Source organism: Streptomyces sp. NPDC001381 (genome assembly GCF_042895685.1).
Lineage (GTDB): Bacteria > Actinomycetota > Actinomycetes > Streptomycetales > Streptomycetaceae > Streptomyces.
This window is the reverse complement of the sequence record NZ_JBIAWO010000010.1, coordinates 160,033-175,984: the sequence shown is the minus strand read 5'-3', so window position 1 is coordinate 175,984 and position 15,952 is coordinate 160,033. Positions and strand designations below refer to the sequence as shown.

At 72.6% G+C, this 15,952-nt stretch carries 9 protein-coding genes; 1 reads left to right on the top strand and 8 read right to left on the bottom strand.

The features are described 5' to 3' along the window. Positions 1-13 precede the first annotated feature (13 nt). The 6 genes from ACFY2L_RS32620 to ACFY2L_RS32595 all read right to left on the bottom strand — a co-directional run bounded on the left by ACFY2L_RS32620 (position 14) and on the right by ACFY2L_RS32595 (position 10,351). Entirely contained in the window at positions 14-2,215 is a 2,202-nt protein-coding gene (locus ACFY2L_RS32620; RefSeq protein WP_390824151.1) for a glycoside hydrolase N-terminal domain-containing protein, read from the bottom strand. Then, positions 2,212-4,200 carry a beta-galactosidase gene (locus tag ACFY2L_RS32615; protein WP_390661235.1) on the bottom strand — a complete coding sequence of 663 codons (1,989 nt, stop codon included), beginning with the start codon at positions 4,198-4,200 and terminating at the stop codon, positions 2,212-2,214. Before ACFY2L_RS32615 ends, ACFY2L_RS32620 begins: the two co-directional genes overlap by 4 nt. After that, positions 4,197-6,422, bottom strand: a complete 2,226-nt coding sequence (locus ACFY2L_RS32610; protein WP_390824150.1) for a 1,4-beta-glucanase — start codon at positions 6,420-6,422, stop codon at positions 4,197-4,199. Before ACFY2L_RS32610 ends, ACFY2L_RS32615 begins: the two co-directional genes overlap by 4 nt. A 265-nt stretch (positions 6,423-6,687) precedes the next feature. Beyond that, entirely contained in the window at positions 6,688-7,614 is a 927-nt protein-coding gene (locus ACFY2L_RS32605; RefSeq protein WP_390661237.1) for a carbohydrate ABC transporter permease, read from the bottom strand. Next, positions 7,611-8,663, bottom strand: a complete 1,053-nt coding sequence (locus tag ACFY2L_RS32600; RefSeq protein WP_390824149.1) for an ABC transporter permease — start codon at positions 8,661-8,663, stop codon at positions 7,611-7,613. Before ACFY2L_RS32600 ends, ACFY2L_RS32605 begins: the two co-directional genes overlap by 4 nt. Then, the gene (locus tag ACFY2L_RS32595) at positions 8,663-10,351 is read right to left on the bottom strand and encodes an extracellular solute-binding protein (RefSeq protein WP_390824148.1); all 1,689 of its coding nucleotides are present in this window, start codon (positions 10,349-10,351) and stop codon (positions 8,663-8,665) included. The genes ACFY2L_RS32600 and ACFY2L_RS32595 overlap by 1 nt, the downstream gene beginning before the upstream one ends. A 327-nt stretch (positions 10,352-10,678) precedes the next feature. Between ACFY2L_RS32595 and ACFY2L_RS32590 the strand changes: the two genes are divergently transcribed. After that, entirely contained in the window at positions 10,679-13,516 is a 2,838-nt protein-coding gene (locus ACFY2L_RS32590) for a glycoside hydrolase family 3 C-terminal domain-containing protein (protein ID WP_390824147.1), read from the top strand. Positions 13,517-13,613: 97 nt separating this feature from the next. Here the strand turns inward: ACFY2L_RS32590 and ACFY2L_RS32585 are convergent, their stop codons facing one another. Both ACFY2L_RS32585 and ACFY2L_RS32580 read right to left on the bottom strand, forming a co-directional pair. Beyond that, a complete protein-coding gene (locus ACFY2L_RS32585; protein ID WP_390824146.1) occupies positions 13,614-15,059 on the bottom strand; it encodes an aldehyde dehydrogenase family protein in 1,446 nt (481 codons plus the stop codon). A 114-nt stretch (positions 15,060-15,173) separates the two neighbouring features. Next, positions 15,174-15,908, bottom strand: coding sequence for a phosphatase PAP2 family protein (locus tag ACFY2L_RS32580; RefSeq protein ID WP_390661242.1), 735 nt, complete (start codon positions 15,906-15,908; stop codon positions 15,174-15,176). Positions 15,909-15,952 lie beyond the last annotated feature (44 nt).

Genomic DNA, 15,952 nt, shown 5'->3' with positions numbered 1-15,952 from the left:
TGGGTGGGGGGAGCTACCACGTCCCCAGGGTGAGGACGTGGTCCTCTCCGGCGACCAGGTCGAGGGACCGCGGGTCGCCGGAGGAAGTCCGGAGTTCGATGCGGTGCGTGCGGTGCGGCTTCAGGACGGCCCGCGCCCCGCCGGGCCCCCAGGTGAGGTCGAGCTCGGCGCCGAACCGGGTGCGCACGCCCCGCAGTTCGCCCGACGGGAGCGCCGGGCCGGGCGCGGGGAGCAGGACCAGCCGGTCGGGGGTCGAGTGGACGAGCGCCTCGATCAGCACGGCGGGCAGGGTGTGCGCGGCGTCCGCGTTGTAGACGTCGCGGTGGGGATAGTGGGCGCTCATCAGGGAGGCGTGGAAGAAGTCGCCCTCCAGGACCTGGGTGAGCGCGTGCGCGACCCGCCGGCCGTCGCACAGCCGGGCCGCGATCAGGGCGTGATGGAGGTGGCCGTGCGCGGAGTCGTTCTCGGCGCCGCGCAGTTCGAGCGCGCGGTGGGCGGCGGCCGCGAGGCGCGGGGTGTCGAAGGGGTTGATCTCGTCCAGCGGCCAGACGCCGTAGAGGTGGCTGAGGTGGCGGTGGTCGTAGGTGTCCTGGAGGCCCGGCCAGGCCCATTCGGCGAGGGCGCCGTCGGCGTTGGTCCGGTGCGGGGGAAGGCGGTCGGCGAGGGCCCGCCACCGGTCGGCGTCCGGGCCGGGGTGGTAGTCGGCGGCGGTGAGCAGCGCGTGCCGGGCCGCCGAGAGGTCCATGGCCGCGTTGAGGGCGCCCCAGCCGGCGTTGGCGGGGCGGTTCTCGGGTGAGTAGGAGGGGACGACGACGAGCCGTCCCCCGGCGTCCGTGCGGGTCAGGAAGTCCTCGTAGAAGCGGGCGACCTCGGCGAGGGCGGCGGCGGTGCGCGGGTCGCGGGCGCCGCGGGACTCGTCGTGGTCGACGAGCGGCTTGAGCAGCCAGTCGGCTCCGGCGGTCCACAGGTGCAGGGGGTACTCGCGGCTGAAGTGGTACGTCAGCCCGGACTCACCGTCGCTGTGCGCGGGCGCGACCACGCCCCGGGTGCCGAAGACCGCGCGGGCGTTCTCCCGCCAGTCGTCGAACTGGCGGTGGATCAGGGCGGCGAGCGCTTCGGTCACCTCGGGGAGAGCGGCGGCCGTCGCGGAGGCGGTCTGGAGGTTGACGTTGGCGTCGTGCGTGAACGCGCCGGCCCAGGCGGTGTCCCAGTCGCCGGTCCACAGGCCGGGCAGCCGGGGCGGGTTGAGGCCGGAGGAGGAGAGCAGGTGGTAGCGGCCGGCGGCGAAGAGGCGTTCCAGGAGGGCCGTGCTGCGGGGGCGTTTCAGCAGCTCGGAGCCGGGGAGGGCGCGTTCGGCGGGTTCGGCGTGCAGGTCGAGGGTGACCCGGTCGTAGGCGGTGCGGTGCAGGGCGAGGTGGCGGTCGAGGAGGGTGTCGTAGGAGAGCGGCAGGCCGGCGAGGGCGCGCTGCTCCCCGATGACGTCCGGTTCGCCGGTGTGGCGGCGCACCCGGGTGAGGAGGAGCACGGACCGCGCGCCGGTGATCCGTACGCCGGGCAGGGTGAGTGCGGTGCGGCCGCCGGTGACGGCGACGAGGGTCACGCCCGTGTAGGCGCGCTCGCCGCCGGGGTAGCGGGCGCGCAGGGTGAGCAGGGCGCCGTACGGGGTGAGGACGGCGCCGTGGCCGACGGTGAGGCCGGCGGGCGCGCCGGGGAGCCGGTGGTCCAGGGAGATGTCCAGGTCGGGGGTGGTGACCTGGTGGACGATCACGTCGTCGGCGCGGGAGACGAAGCCGCGGCCGGTCCAGCCGGCGCAGGTGGCGGTGGTCTCTCCGGTGGTGTAGTCGACGGAGCGGCGGTAGCGGCGCGGCTCGGCCGGGGAGGGTCTGCGCAGCCGGATCCGGAAGGCGGGGTGGAAGGGCTGGACCCACTGCAGGGGGCGGTGGTCGGTGAAGCTCTCGGCGGCCGTGAGCTCTCCTCCGAGCAACCGGTCCTGGAGGTCGGGGAGGGCGGCGGCGAGCTGCGGCGGGCGGGCGTGTTCGGCGCCGTTGGGGCGGACCAGGCTGTGGTGGGTGACGATGACACAGTCGTCGTTCGGGTCTCCGAACGTGAGGGTGCCGTGGTGGCCGTTGCCGCTGAGGAAGGCGTCCTCCCAGCGGGCGGCGGGCTCGGGCTCCCAGGTGCCGTGGACGGGGTGGGTGGCGGGGGCGTGGTTCATGGGTGCAACACCACCACGCCGTAGCGTCCGAGGGTGATCTCGTCCGTGAAATCGGTGCCGGTCAGCAGGTCGTGGTGGGTGCCGGGGACGGCGACGGTCACCGGCTCGCGGCCGTGGTGGAGGAGGAACAGCAGCTCGCCCCGGCGTACGGCCTCGACGCCCGGCGGAAGCCCTTCGAGGACGGGCCGGACACCCGCGCCGTTCGCGATCCGGGTGAGCAGGGCGCGCAGGGCGTCGGGCTCGGGAAGGGTGGAGAGGTACCAGGCCCGGTCGCGCCGCAGTACGGCGGGCAGTCCGTCGAGTTCACCGCCCTTGTAGCGGGCCTCCACCACCTCGCCCGGGGCCTCCAGCTCCTCCGACCACAGGGTGCCCCGGAAGCCGTCGCATTCGGCGGTCTCCCCCGTCTCCAGCGGCCACCACTCGTGCAGGACGCGGATGCCGAACAGCTCGCGCAGCCGGGGGTCCATGCCGCCGGGGCGGATCCGGTCGTCCTCGTCGGCGACCCCGGTGAGGAATCCGGAGACGAGGGTGCCGCCGGCGCGGACGAAGCCGAGGAGGTTGTCGATCGCCGGGTCCGTCATGGCGTACAGCTGGGGGACGACGACCAGCTTGTACCGGGTGAGGTCGTGTGCGGGGTGGGCGAAGTCGGTGGCGAACCCGGCCTCCCACAGGGCGCGGTGCCAGGCGTGGAGCACGGCCGGGTGGTCGACCCGCGTGGACGGGCGGCCGTCCTGGCCGGCGGCCCACCAGGCGTGCCAGTCGTGCAGGAGGGCGATGTCGGACCGCACGGGCCGGCCGGCCGTGTGGGCGCCGAGGGCGGCCAGTTCGGCGCCCAGCCGCTTGACCTCCTGGAAGGTACGGCCGTGTTCGCCGGCGTGGCTGACCATGCCGGAGTGGAACTTCTCGGCGCCCTGGCGGGACTGACGCCACTGGAAGTAGCAGACGGCGTCCGCGCCGCGGGCCACCGCCTGGAGGGACCAGAGGCGGTTGAGGCCGCGCGGCTTGGGGTGGTTCACCCCCCGCCAGTTGACGGGGCCGGCCGCCTGTTCCATCAGCATCCAGGGGCCGCCTGCCTGGGACCGGGTCAGGTCCTGGACCAGCGCGCCGTGCTGGGCTCCCAGCGGGTCGCGCGGGTCGGGGTAGAGGTCGACGGAGACGACGTCCTCCTCCTCGGCCCAGCGCCAGGCGTCCTGGCCGGAGAACAGCGGCATGAAGTTCGTGGTGACCGGGATGTGCGGGGTGTGCCGGGCGACGATGTCGCGCTCGGCGAGGTAGCACTCCAGGAGCATGTCGGAGGTGAAGCGCCGGAAGTCCAGCACCTGAGTGGGGTTCTTCAGGTAGTGCGGGGTGCGCGGGGGCAGGATGCCGTCCCAGGTGTCGTAGCCCTGGCTCCAGAACGCCGTGCCCCAGGCGGTGTTGAGGGCGTCGAGGGTGCCGTACCTGGCGCGCAGCCAGCGGCGGAAGCGGGCGGCCGCCTCGTCGCCGTGGTCGGCCGTGCAGTACTCGTTGTTGATGTGCCACAGGGTGAGGGCGGGGTGGCCGGCGTAGCGGGCGGCCAGGTCCTCGGTGAGGGCGGCGGCGTGCCGGCGGTACGTGGCGCTGGAGTGGGAGAAGTGCTGCCGGCCGCCCCACCATTCGGTCCGGCCGTCCTCGGTGCGCGGCAGGGTGTCCGGGTGGAGCCGGCCGAGCCACGGGGGCGGGGAGGAGGTGGGGGTGGCGAGGACGACACCGATGCCGTTGTCGTGCATCAGGTCCATGAGACGGTCCAGCCAGCCGAACTCCCGGGCTCCCGGCTCGGGTTCGATCTTCGCCCAGGAGAAGACACCGAGGGTGACGGAGTTGACGCCGGCCTCGCGCATCAGCCGGACGTCCTCCTGCCAGGTCTCCTCGGGCCACTGCTCGGGGTTGTAGTCGCCGCCGAAGAGGATGCGGCCCCGGGTGGCGTCGGCGAGGGTGGGCCGGGCGGGCCCGGCGGGCGCGCTCATCGGACGGGCTCCCCGTACTGGATGCCGCGCCCGTTGGTGGCGACGTAGACGCGGCCGTGGAGGCGCGGGTCGGCGGCGATGGCCGCGCCGATCCAGCCCCACTGGTGCCGGTCGTCGTTGATCCGCACCCAGGTCTTCGCGGCGTCGTCGGAGCGGTACACGGCGGTGATCGCCTCCGTGGAGCCGACCTGGTAGACCGCCGGGTAGTCGGCGCCGTCGGCCGCCTTGCCGAAGGCCAGGGTGTACGAGGCCCGGCAGCTGGTCAGCCGGGTGAAGCCCGCGCCGCCGTCGGTGGACCGGTACAGGCCGTTCCCCTTGGTGCTCAGCCACAGGTCGCCGGAGCGTCCCGGGGCCGCGGCCAGCTGGAACTGGCTGTCCCCGGAGGGCAGTCCGGTCGCCCGCGCGGTGAAGGTGCGGCCGCTGTCGGTGCTGGCGTACAGGGTGCCCGTGTCGGTGTCGTACGCGTAGAAGCGCGTCGGGTCGACCGGGTCGGCGAGCGGTGTGGCGCCCTTCGGGAAGGAGGGGACCTCGGTCCAGGTCGCGCCGTCGTCCGCCGAGCGGTGCGCCGGGTACTTGGTGCCGTCCCAGTGCACGAAGGTCCACAGCAGCACGCCGCCGTCGGCGTTGACGGCGATCGGCCCCGGCGCGTCCTTGGCGAGGGCGGGCTGGGCCGCGAAGGGCGTCCAGGTCCTGCCGCCGTCGTGCGAGCGGGCGCCGTTGCCGTGGTCGCCCCAGCCGGTGCGCACGACGTACGACGGATCGGCCGCGGCCTGCGCGAGTCCCGTCGCCGACCCGAACACGGGGTTCGTCGCCATGCCCCGGGACGGGGACGCCGTGAGCCGCTCGTGGTACATCACGCCGACGTCCCCGAGGCCGCTGATCAGGTGCGCCTCCCCGGCCGGGGGCGAGATCAGCTGACGTACGGAGGTCTCCTCCAGGCCGCGGACCTGCGGGGCCCAGTGCTTGAGGTCCCGGGTGCCGTAGAGGGTGGCGCCGGTGCCGTAGACCACGTGCCGCGAGTCGTACGGGTCGACGGCGACGGCCTGGATCCACCAGCCGAACTTGGGCCGGTCGGCGCCGAAGGTGAGGAACGGCGTCTCGGACACGTCGAGGACCGCGGAGTCCTTCAGGGAGGTCCAGGTGCGGCCGCCGTCGGTGGTCCGGTAGAGGGTGTCGAAGGCCGCCCAGCGGTTGTTGGTGGAGACGACGAGGGTGCCGGGGCGGCGGGCGTCCACGGCGACGCCTCCGTAGCCGAACGTGTCGGCGGAGCCGTCGCTCGTGGTGCCGCCGGGCTCGGCCGGGGTCACGTCGGTCCATCTGCCGCTCGTGGTGGCGAGCTTGTGCACGCTGCCGTCGGACTGGCCGTTGGGGCCGGGCGCGTCGGCGTACGTCACGTACAGCTCGCGGGTGTGGCGGTCGTAGGCGGCGCGGACGGGGAATCTGGCGGAGGTGCCGGAGGGCTGCCCGGGGACGACTTCCCAGGTGGCGCCGTCGGCGGTGCGGAAGAGGGCGGGCGAGGCCGCCGTGCCGTCGGAGTCGCCCCAGCCCGCGTAGAGCGTACGGCCGGCGGCGACGAGGAGGGTGACGCCCTGGCCCGCGGCGGCCGGGGTGGCGGGAAAGCCGCCGGCGGCCGCCCAGGTGGCGCCTCTGTCCGTCGATCTGAGGAGCCCGTCGTGCCGCGTGCCCAGCCAGAGGGTGTCGCTGTCGCGCGGGTCGACGAGGAGGCGCTCCCCCGCGCCCCGGCCGTCCTCGTTGGCGCCGAGCTTCACGGTGAGGTCGGTCCGGGCCCAGGTGGCGCCGCGGTCCTCGGAGCGGAGGATCGCGCCGTTGCCGGCCCAGGACTGGGCGTACGTGCCGAGGGCGAGGTAGAGACGGTCCGGGTGGGCGGGGTCGACGGCGAGGGACTCCACGCCGAGGAGGTTCCAGTCGTCCCAGCCGAGGTGATCGGTGAGGGGGGTCCAGCGGGCGGCCCGGTCGTCCCACCGGTACGCGCCGCCGATGTCGGTGCGGGCGTAGGCGAGGCCTCGGACGGTGGGGTGGAACAGGACGCCGGTGACGAAGCCGGTGCCGCCGATGACGGCGGTGCGCCAGCGGTAGGCGGGGGCGGCGGGGGTGGAGTCCGCGGCCTCCGCGCGCCCGTGGGAGGAGGGGGCGGCGGTGAGCGCGGCGGCGGCGGCCGTGCCGGCGAGGACGGTGCGGCGGGTCAGCGGGGAGGGGGGCATGGGTACCTCGTCGGGTTCGGGGTGCGGGGGGTTCGTACGGGGCGGGTGGGGTGTGCTCGCCCGCGCCGGCGGGGTGCGGCCGCGCCCCCCGTGCCGCCCGGGGTCCCCCGGGCCCCCTTGCGGTGGTGGGGAGGCACTACTGCCGCGGCCGCGGTGTGCGGCACGGGCGATGCCCCGGGATGCGGGGAAGCACGCGCTCGGCCGGCGCGGCGGTGCGGCCGCGGGACGGCGGTCGGCCCGTTGGGGGGCAGCTCCCCCTCGGGCTTCAGCCCTTGACCGCGCCGGTCAGCATGCCCTTCCTGAAGTGCCGCTGGACGAAGGGCGACGCGATCGCGACGGGGATGAGGGCGAGGACCATGACCGCCATCTGCAGTCCCAGGGCGGACAGTTGACCGGTGCGCACCGCCTGCTGGAGGCCGGTCGGCGCCTCGGAGTTCTTCTGGACCAGCTGGATGAGCACGTTCTGCAGCGGCATCATCTGCTGGTCGGTGAGGTAGATGGAGGCGTTGAACCAGGCGCTCCAGTAACCGACCGCGTAGAACAGGGAGATGACGGCCAGCACCGCCCGTGACAGCGGCATGATGATGGTCAGCAGGATGCGCAGGTCACCGGCCCCGTCGATGCGGGCGGACTCCGTGAGTTCCGGAGAGATCCCCATGAAGAAGGCCCGGAGGACGAGGATGTTGAAGACACTGACCGCGCTCGGCAGGATCAGGGACAGATAGGTGTCGGTGAGCCCCAGCGACTGCACCAGAAGGTACGTCGGAATGAGGCCGGCCCCGAAGAACATGGTCGCCATCATGGTCATCAGCAGGAACCGGTGGCCCAGGCTGCCCGGCCGGGACAGGCCGTACGCCGCGAGCACCGACACCGTCATCGAGAACAGCGTGCCGCAGAGCGTGACCCCGAAGGAGACCAGGATCGCCCGGCTGACCTGGCCTCCGCTGAGCAGCTCCGTGTAGTTGACGAAGGTGATGCCCTGCGGGACCACGACGAGGCCGCCGACCCGGTCGATCACGGACTTCGGGGAGAGGCTGGTGACGATCACGATCCACAGCGGACCGAGCACCCCCAGGCAGCAGAGCGCGAGGAAGCCGCCCTTCGCGGTGAGTCCGGCCTTGCTGGGCGTCTCCTCCCACGCGGGGCGGGCGGGAGCCCTGAGGCTGCGGACGAGCTGAGTGTTGAGGCTCATTTCTGGTACACCCCCTGCTCGCCGAGCAGGTGCGCGAACTTGTTCGCGCCCAGGACGAGACAGACTCCGATGGCGCCCTTGACGAGGCCGACCGCGGCCGCGTAGCTGAAGTCGCCGTTCTGGATACCCATGTTCCACACGTACGTGTCGAGGACCTCGCTGGCCCCCACGCCGACCGCGTCGCGCTGGAGCAGGAACTGCTCGAAGCCCACGCTCAGCGCGTCGCCCACCCGCAGGACCAGCAGCAGCGCGATCACCGGCCGCAGCGCCGGCAGCGTCACGTGCCACATGCGCCGCCAGCGTCCGGCGCCGTCCATGGCGGCGGCCTCGTACAGATCGGTGCTGACGGCGGCCAGCGCGGCGAGGAAGACGATGATCCCCCAGCCGGCGTCCTTCCACACGGCCTGCGCGGTGACCAGGTACTTGAAGAGGCTCGCGTTCGTCATCAGGTCGAAGCCGCTCCACCCGTGGTCGTCGAGCGTCTGCGCGATGATGCCCGCGCCGCCGAAGATCTGCTGGAAGACGGTGACGACGAGGACCCACGAGAAGAAGTGCGGCAGATACATGATCGCCTGCGCCACGGCCCGCACCCGGGGCCGGATCACGCTGTTGATGAGCAGCGCGAGGGCGACGGGGATCGGGAAGAACAGCACCAGCTGGAGCACGAACAGGACGACGGTGTTCCTCGCGGCGCTCCAGAACAGCGGGTCGTCGGCCATCCGCGAGAACTGCTCCCCACCGACCCAGGGGCTGTGGAAGATCGCCGTGACGCCGTTGCTGGAGATGTACGGGTCGTAGTCCTGGAAGGCGACGACGTTGCCGAGCAGCGGGATGTAGTTGAAGAGCAGGAGCAGGACGATGACGGGCAGCGTCATCAGGATGAGGGTGCGGTCGCGGCGCAGCCGGATCCGCAGGGGAACCCTGCCGGTCCTGCCCGCCCCGCGCGGCACCCGCCGCTTCGCCGCCGCCGCGGCGACCGCGGCCACCGGCTCCTCGACGGCCGCGGGGGGACGAGTCCCTTCGGGCCTGCTCCCGGCCGTGAGAGACATCAGTTGCCGCTGCCGTTCTTGTCGATGAGCCGCTTGTACCAGTCGCGCAGCTTGTCGCCGCCGGAGGACTTCCAGGTGGAGATGGCCGCCTGCACGTCCGACAGCTTGCGGTTGCCGCGCACGTAGTCGATCTCCAGCTGCTCGAACTGGCTGGAGAGGTTGGCGTAGCGGGTCGGCTCGACGATGTTCATGCCGTACGTGGACGTCTTCTTCATGAAGGCGCCCATCCGCTGCTGCCACTCGACCTGCTTGCGGGCCACGTCGGGGTGGTCGGGGTGGGCGTAGTAGGCGGCCGGCGCGGCCAGCATCACCCAGGCGTTGATCACCTCGGAGTTGCCCTGGTCGGTCTTGACCGGGACGCCGTCCTTCACCGTGTAGTGGGTGCCCTCGACGCCGTAGTCGACGAGCATCCGCTCCTTGGTGCCGTAGGGAGCGGCCGCGAAGTCGGCGGCGGCCAGGGCGTTCTCGATCGTCGTCTTCGACGCGCCCTTGCGGATCATCGACCAGATGCCGGCGGGCTGGGCCGCGTACAGGGCCGGGTCGCCGCCGTCGGCGCCGAAGATGTCCATGCCCTCGATCTGGAAGTCCGGTTGGGACGCGGCCTGTTCGGCGGTCTTGCCGTACCAGGCGGACATGTCGCTGTTGAAGACGAGGATCTGCCCGGCGGTGAACCGCTGGCCCGCGTCGCCGGAGCGCGCCTTGTCGTCGGGGTGGACCACGCCCGCGTCGAACAGCTTGCGGGTCCACTCCAGGGCCTCGAGGTACTCGGGCTGCTCGATGCGGTACGTCAGCTTGCCGTCGTCGCCGATGTTCCAGCCGATCGGTCCGGATCCGCGGACACCGAAGATGTTCCACGCGGTCCAGTTCATGTCGCCGCACGCCCACACCTTGGCCTTGGCGCTGGTCACGTCCTTGGCCCAGCTGAGGAACTCGTCGGGCGAGCCGGGGACCGTGTAGCCCTTCTTGTCGAAGATGTCCTTGCGGTAGTAGGGCACGATCCAGGAGGCGGTGGCGGAGGGCATCGGGATGCCGCGCAGCGCGCCGCCGAAGATGCCCATGCGCCAGGCGTCGGAGGGGATCGCGGCGAGGTTCGGGTACTTCTTCACCTTGTCGCCCGCCAGATACGGGCCGAGGTCCATGAACTTCGCGGTGACCGCGTTGGAGATCTTGCCGACCAGTTCCCAGCTCGGCACGACCACCATGTCGGGTATGGAGCTGGAGGCGAGGACGGCGCCGAGCTTCTGGCCGTAGGTGTTGCCGTCCTGGTTCTGCCAGGTGACCTTGGTGCCCGCCGCGGCGTCGAGCGCCGTGTAGTAGGCGCATCCGGCCTTCGGCGGGGAGCCCCAGAACGGGGACATGATCTTGAAGGGGGCGCCGGTGCCGAGCTTGTCCGGGACCGAGGTGGCGAGGGCCGCGAGGTCGACCTTGCCGGTGAAGCCGGCCGCCGAACCGTTCTTCGACGGAAGGTCCGGCTTGGCGACCGTGCTGGCGACGTACGCCGGGAGCAGCTTGTCCGCGGCCTTGCCCGACGTGGTGCCCTCGCGAGAGCCGCTGTCCGAACCCCCGCAGGCGGCCAGCAGCGGCATCCCTCCCGCCACCGCTGCGGTGGCGACCGCCGTGGAGGCGAGGAAGCTTCTCCGGCTCGGGCCGGAAGGACCAGAAGAGGGGGAAGCGGCGTTCGGCGTCATTGCGTCAACCCTTCATGGCGCACCAGGACACCCGGCGGTGGCCGTCGGCTGCGGTGTCTCGAGTGGAACTGGCTGAGCTGAAGCGGATCCTCCGACCCGTGTCACGGACATTTTCAGTCGAAGCGCTTCGATGTTGCTGCGAGGTTAAGTGAACACTGGGGGGTGCACAAGGGCCGGTTCCAAGATTCCTCCGAGGTGCACGGGGTGACCTGTTCTTATGCGCTGCTTGAAATAAGCGTGAGGTTCTCTTGACACCCACCCCTGCGTCGAATGAGCATCGAAGCGCTTCGAAAGAGCCTCCCCGCTCCATCGCAAAGGGATCCCCACGTGACCGCATCCACGCCGCACACGCCGCCTTTCCGCGATCCGCATCTGCCGTTCGCGAAGCGCATCGACGATCTGCTGTCGCGCCTGACCCTGGACGAGAAGGTCTCCTTCCTGCACCAGTTCGCCCCGGCCGTCGAGCGGCTCGGCCTCGCCGCGTTCCGCACCGGCCAGGAGGCCCTGCACGGCGTGGCGTGGATGGGCCCGGCCACGGTGTTCCCGCAGGCCGTGGGACTGGGCGCGACCTGGAACCCGGATCTCGTGCGGCGGGTCGGCGAGGCGGTGTCCAAGGAGGCCCGGGCGATGCGCGCCCGCGACGAGCGCGTGGGTCTGAACGTCTGGTCCCCCACGGTCAACCTGCTGCGCCATCCCCTGTGGGGCCGCAACGAGGAGGGTTACTCCGAGGACCCGAAGCTGACGTCCGCGATCGCCACCGCGTACACCCGCGGGCTGCGCGGCGAGCATCCGACGTACTGGCGCACGGCCCCGGTCCTCAAGCACTGGCTGGCGCACAACAACGAGACGGGCCGGGACGTCACGTCCTCGTCGGTCCGTCCCCGGGTGCTGCACGAGTACGACCTGCGGGCCTTCAAGGAGACGGTCGAGGCGGGCGCCGTGGCCGGTGTGATGCCGGCGTACAACCTGGTCAACGGCCGCCCCAACCACGTCTCGCCGTATCTGCGCGAGCAGTTGCGCGCCTGGACGACGGAGGAGCTGCTGGTCTGCTCGGACGCGGGCGCGCCCTCCAACCTGGTGGACTCCGAGCACTACTTCGACACCCACGAGGAGGCGACGGCGGCCGCGCTCCAGGCGGGCGTCGACAGCTTCACCGACCACGGCACGGACGGCTCGAAGATCGTCGCCAGGATCGCGGGGGCTCTGGAGAAGGGCCTGCTGACGGAGGCGGACATCGACACGGCGGTCCGCCGGCAGCTCTCGGTGCGGTTCCGCCTGGGCGAGTTCGACCCGCACTACGACCCGCACGCGGGTACCGGCGAGTTCGACACCCCGGCCCACCGGGTCCTGGCCGGGGAGGCCGCCGAGCAGGCGATCGTGCTGCTGCGCAACGACGGGGTGCTGCCGCTGGCCGCCGACACCCGGATCGCGGTGGTCGGTCTGCTCGCCGACGAGTGCAAGCTCGACTGGTACAGCGGCACCCTGATGCACCGCTCCACTCCCCTGGAGGGGCTGTACGAGCGGTTCGGCGCCGAGCGGGTGGAGTTCGCGGAGGGCGTGGACCGGGTCCTGCTGAAGACCTCCGCGGGAACGTTCCTGAAGGTGCCGGGCGCCCCCGGGGCGTCCGACGCGGCGCGCGGCGCCGAGGGCGCCCTGGACCCGGCGCTGCTCGCGGGCCGCACCGACCTCCCGCCGCTGACCACGGACCCGGCCGGCACGGAACTCGCGCTCGCCGAGTGGGGCGAGGGCGTGCTGACCCTGCGCGCGCCCGACGGCCGCTATCTCTCCGTGGCCGAGGACGGCCTGCTGCGCGCCTCCGCCGACCAGCCCGGCGGCTGGATCGTCCAGGAGACGTTCCGTCTGGAACCCCACGGGAACGGTCACCTCCTCCGGCACCTGGGAACGGGGCGCCATGTCTGTGTCGCCGCCGACGGCGTCCGGGTTGCCGAGGAGGAGGCCGAGGTCTTCGAGGTCGTCGTCGTGGAACGGGGCGAGGACGCGGTGGCCCGGGTCGCGGCCCGGGCCGACGTGGTGGTGGTCGTGGCGGGCAACGACCCGCACATCAACGGCCGCGAGACCGAGGACCGTACGACGCTGAGCCTCCCGGCCCATCAGGAGCGGATCCTGGACGCGGCCCGCGCCGCGAACGCGCGCACGGTGCTGGCGCTGGTGTCGGCGTACCCGTACGCGGTCGGGACGGGCCGGCTCGGCGCGGTGCTGTGGACGGCCCACGGCGGCCAGGCCGGGGGCACCGCCCTCGCCCGGGTGCTGGCCGGTGACGTCTCCCCCGCCGGCCGGCTCCCCCAGACCTGGTACGCCGACGACGCCGACCTGCCCGATCTGCTCGACTACGACGTGATCGGCGCCCGCCAGACCTACCTGTACTTCGAGGGCCGGCCCCTCTTCCCGTTCGGCCACGGCCTGTCGTACGCGTCCTTCGCGTACGCCGGTCTGACGGTGGAGGTCGAGGACGGCCGGGCGCGGATCTCCTGCACGGTCACCAACACCGGGGACATGACGGCCGACGAGGTCGCCCAGCTCTACACGCGCGCCGTGGAGCCGTCGGTCACCCGGCCGCGCCGCGAGCTGCTCGACCACCGCAGGATCACCCTCGCGCCGGGCGCGACGGCGGCGCTGTCCTTCGAGGTCCCGCTGTCCGCGTTCGCGTTCTGGGACGTGGCGCGGGGCGGCTGGCGCACGGAGCCCGGACCGTACGACCTCATGGTCGGCGGCTCCAGCGAGGACATCCGTCTGCGGACGACCGTCGTACTGGACGGGGAGGCGGCCGTCGCCCGCCCCGCCCTGCGCCGCGGCATCGCCGCCGCCGACTTCGACGAGCAGAGCGGTACGGAGATCGTCGACCTGACGAAGGTGTCGGGCGACGCGGTGACGCCCGTCGCCGGCGGCTCGGGTGAACTGGTGTACCGGGCCTGCGACTTCGGGGACGGTACGACGGGCGTGACGGTGACGGTGGCCGGGCACGGCACGGTCGAGCTGTCCCTGGGCGGCGGTGCGGCCGCGGCCACGGTGACGATCGGGACGCCCACACCGGGTCCGTACGACTATCTCTCCGTCGAGGCGCCCTTCACCGCCGACGGCGTGCACGACCTGCACCTCAGGCTGCGCGGCCCACTGCGGCTGGCGCACGTCGGCTTCTCCGGTTGAGGGTCCGGGGGAAGCCGGCGCAGAGAAGGGGCCCGGCACCGGAAGGCATCGGTGCCGGGCCCCTTCGGGGAGCCTATATGAAAATGGTTCCCATGAGCTAGAGGGCGATCCCCGTCAGGACCAGCACCCGCTCGTACGTGTAGTCGTCCATCGCGAACCGCACGCCCTCGCGGCCCACGCCGGACTGCTTGGCGCCGCCGTACGGCATCTGGTCGGCACGGTAGGAGGGCACGTCGCCGATGACGACTCCGCCGACCTCCAGCGCGCGGTGGGCACGGAAGGCGACCTGGAGGTCATGGGTGAACACGCCCGCCTGGAGGCCGTACTTGGAGGAGTTGACGGCCGCGAAGGCCTCGGCCTCGCCGTCCACCTTCTGCACGGTGAGGACCGGTCCGAAGACCTCCTCGCAGGCGATCTTGGTGTCGGCCGGTACGTCGGTCAGGACGGTCGGCGCGTAGGAGGCGCCGTCGCGCTTGCCGCCGGCGAGGAGGGACGCGCCCGCGGCCACGGCCTCGTCCACCCAGGTCTCGACCCGCTTGGCGGCGTCCTCGCTGACCAGCGGGCCGACATCGGTGGCGGCGTCGGAGGGGTCACCGGTGACCTGCGCCTCCACGGCGGCGACGATACGCGGCAGCAGCCGGTCGTAGACCGAGGCGTCGGCGATGACCCGCTGCACCGAGATGCAGGACTGGCCGCCCTGGTAGTTGGAGAAGGTGGCGATGCGGCCGGCCGCCCAGTCGAGGTCGGCGTCGGACGCGTAGTCGCCGAGGACGACGGCCGCGCCGTTGCCGCCCAGCTCCAGGGTGCAGTGCTTGCGCGGCACCGAGTCCATGATCGCGTAACCGACCTTCTCGGAGCCAGTGAAGGAGATGACCGGCAGCCGCTCGTCCTGGACGAGCGCGGGCATGCGGTCGTTGGAGACCGGCAGGATCGACCAGGAGCCGGTCGGCAGCTCCGTCTCGGCGAGCAGGTCGCCGATGATCAGACCGGACAGCGGGGTGGCCGGGGCCGGCTTGAGGATGATCGGCGCGCCGGCCGCGATGGCCGGGGCGACCTTGTGGGCGCACAGGTTCAGCGGGAAGTTGAACGGCGCGATGCCGAGCACGACGCCCTTCGGGAAGCGGCGGGTGAGCGCGAGCCGGCCCTGGCCGCCGAGGTCGGTGTCGAGCCGCTGGGCCTCGCCGCCGTTGAACCGCCGCGCCTCCTCGGCCGCGAAGCGGAAGACGGAGACGGCCCGGCCGACCTCGCCCCGCGCCCACTTGATCGGCTTGCCGTTCTCGGCGGAGATCAGCTGGGCGATCTCCTCGGTGCGCTCGACGAGGCGCTTGCTGACGTGGTCGAGGGCGGCGGCGCGGACGTGGGCCGGGGTGGCGGCGAACTCCTCGCGCACGGCGTACGCGGCGGCCACGGCCTCCTCGACCTGCGCGTCCGTCGGCACGCTGACCCTGCCGACGAGTCGCCCGTCCCACGGGGAGGTGACGTCGAAGCTGTCCTCGCCGGTGGCCTGGCGGCCGGCGAGCCAGAAGGCGTGGGTGGAAGTCATAGTCGAGTTCCCGGCCCTTCCGCGTTGGGGGTGTGCTGTGGTGTGCGTGTCCACGGTAGGGGCGGCCGGGCACGGCTGGGCTTGTCCGAGTCGTACTGGTGGACGGCGCGCGTACTACGGTTTGGCGCGGTGGGCGTCCGGCGTCGTGGCAGCGCCTGCTCGGGGGCGGGTCGCGGCGCGCAGGAACAGCCACAGCGCGCCGAGCAGCACCGTGCACAGACACCAGCTGGCCACCACGTCCAGCGGCCAGTGGTACCCGCACCGGACCAGCCCGTAGGACACGGCGAGCACGAGCAGACAGGCCGCGGCGACGACCAGCCGCCGAGCCAGGGCCGTCAGCAGCCACGGCAGCAGGATCATCGCCGCGCAGCCGTAGGCGACGGCCGCCGTCGCGGTGTGCCCCGAGGGGTAGTAGCCCGTGGCGGGCGGGACGACCGGTGTACCGGGCCGGGCGGTCCACTCCTTCAGGGGTACGACGATCAGCGGCACCAGTGTCAGCAGGACGATCGCGGCGACGGGCGGCAGCCACCAGCGGGCCGCGCCCGAGGCCTGCCCCTGCAGGGCCACGTACACCGTGACCAGCACCAGCACGGGCACCGCCACCTGCACGTTCCCCAGGTCGGACAGCAGCTCGGCGAGCCTGTCCGGGTGGATCAGCGCCCGGCTGAGGCGGCCGTCCAGGCGCAGCAGACCGCCGTCCACGACGACCTGCCAGGTGATCAGCGCGAAGAGAAGGGCGGGCAGGGCGAGCAGCGGGGCGAAGCGCCCGGCGGATGCGGGCGGGGGCACGGGCACGGGCACGGCCGTCCCGGGACTGTCCCCGGTCTGCCGGTCGGAGCTGATGGGCATGCCGTACACCCTCTCAGGGACGGGGGCCACCGGGCGCACGCGAC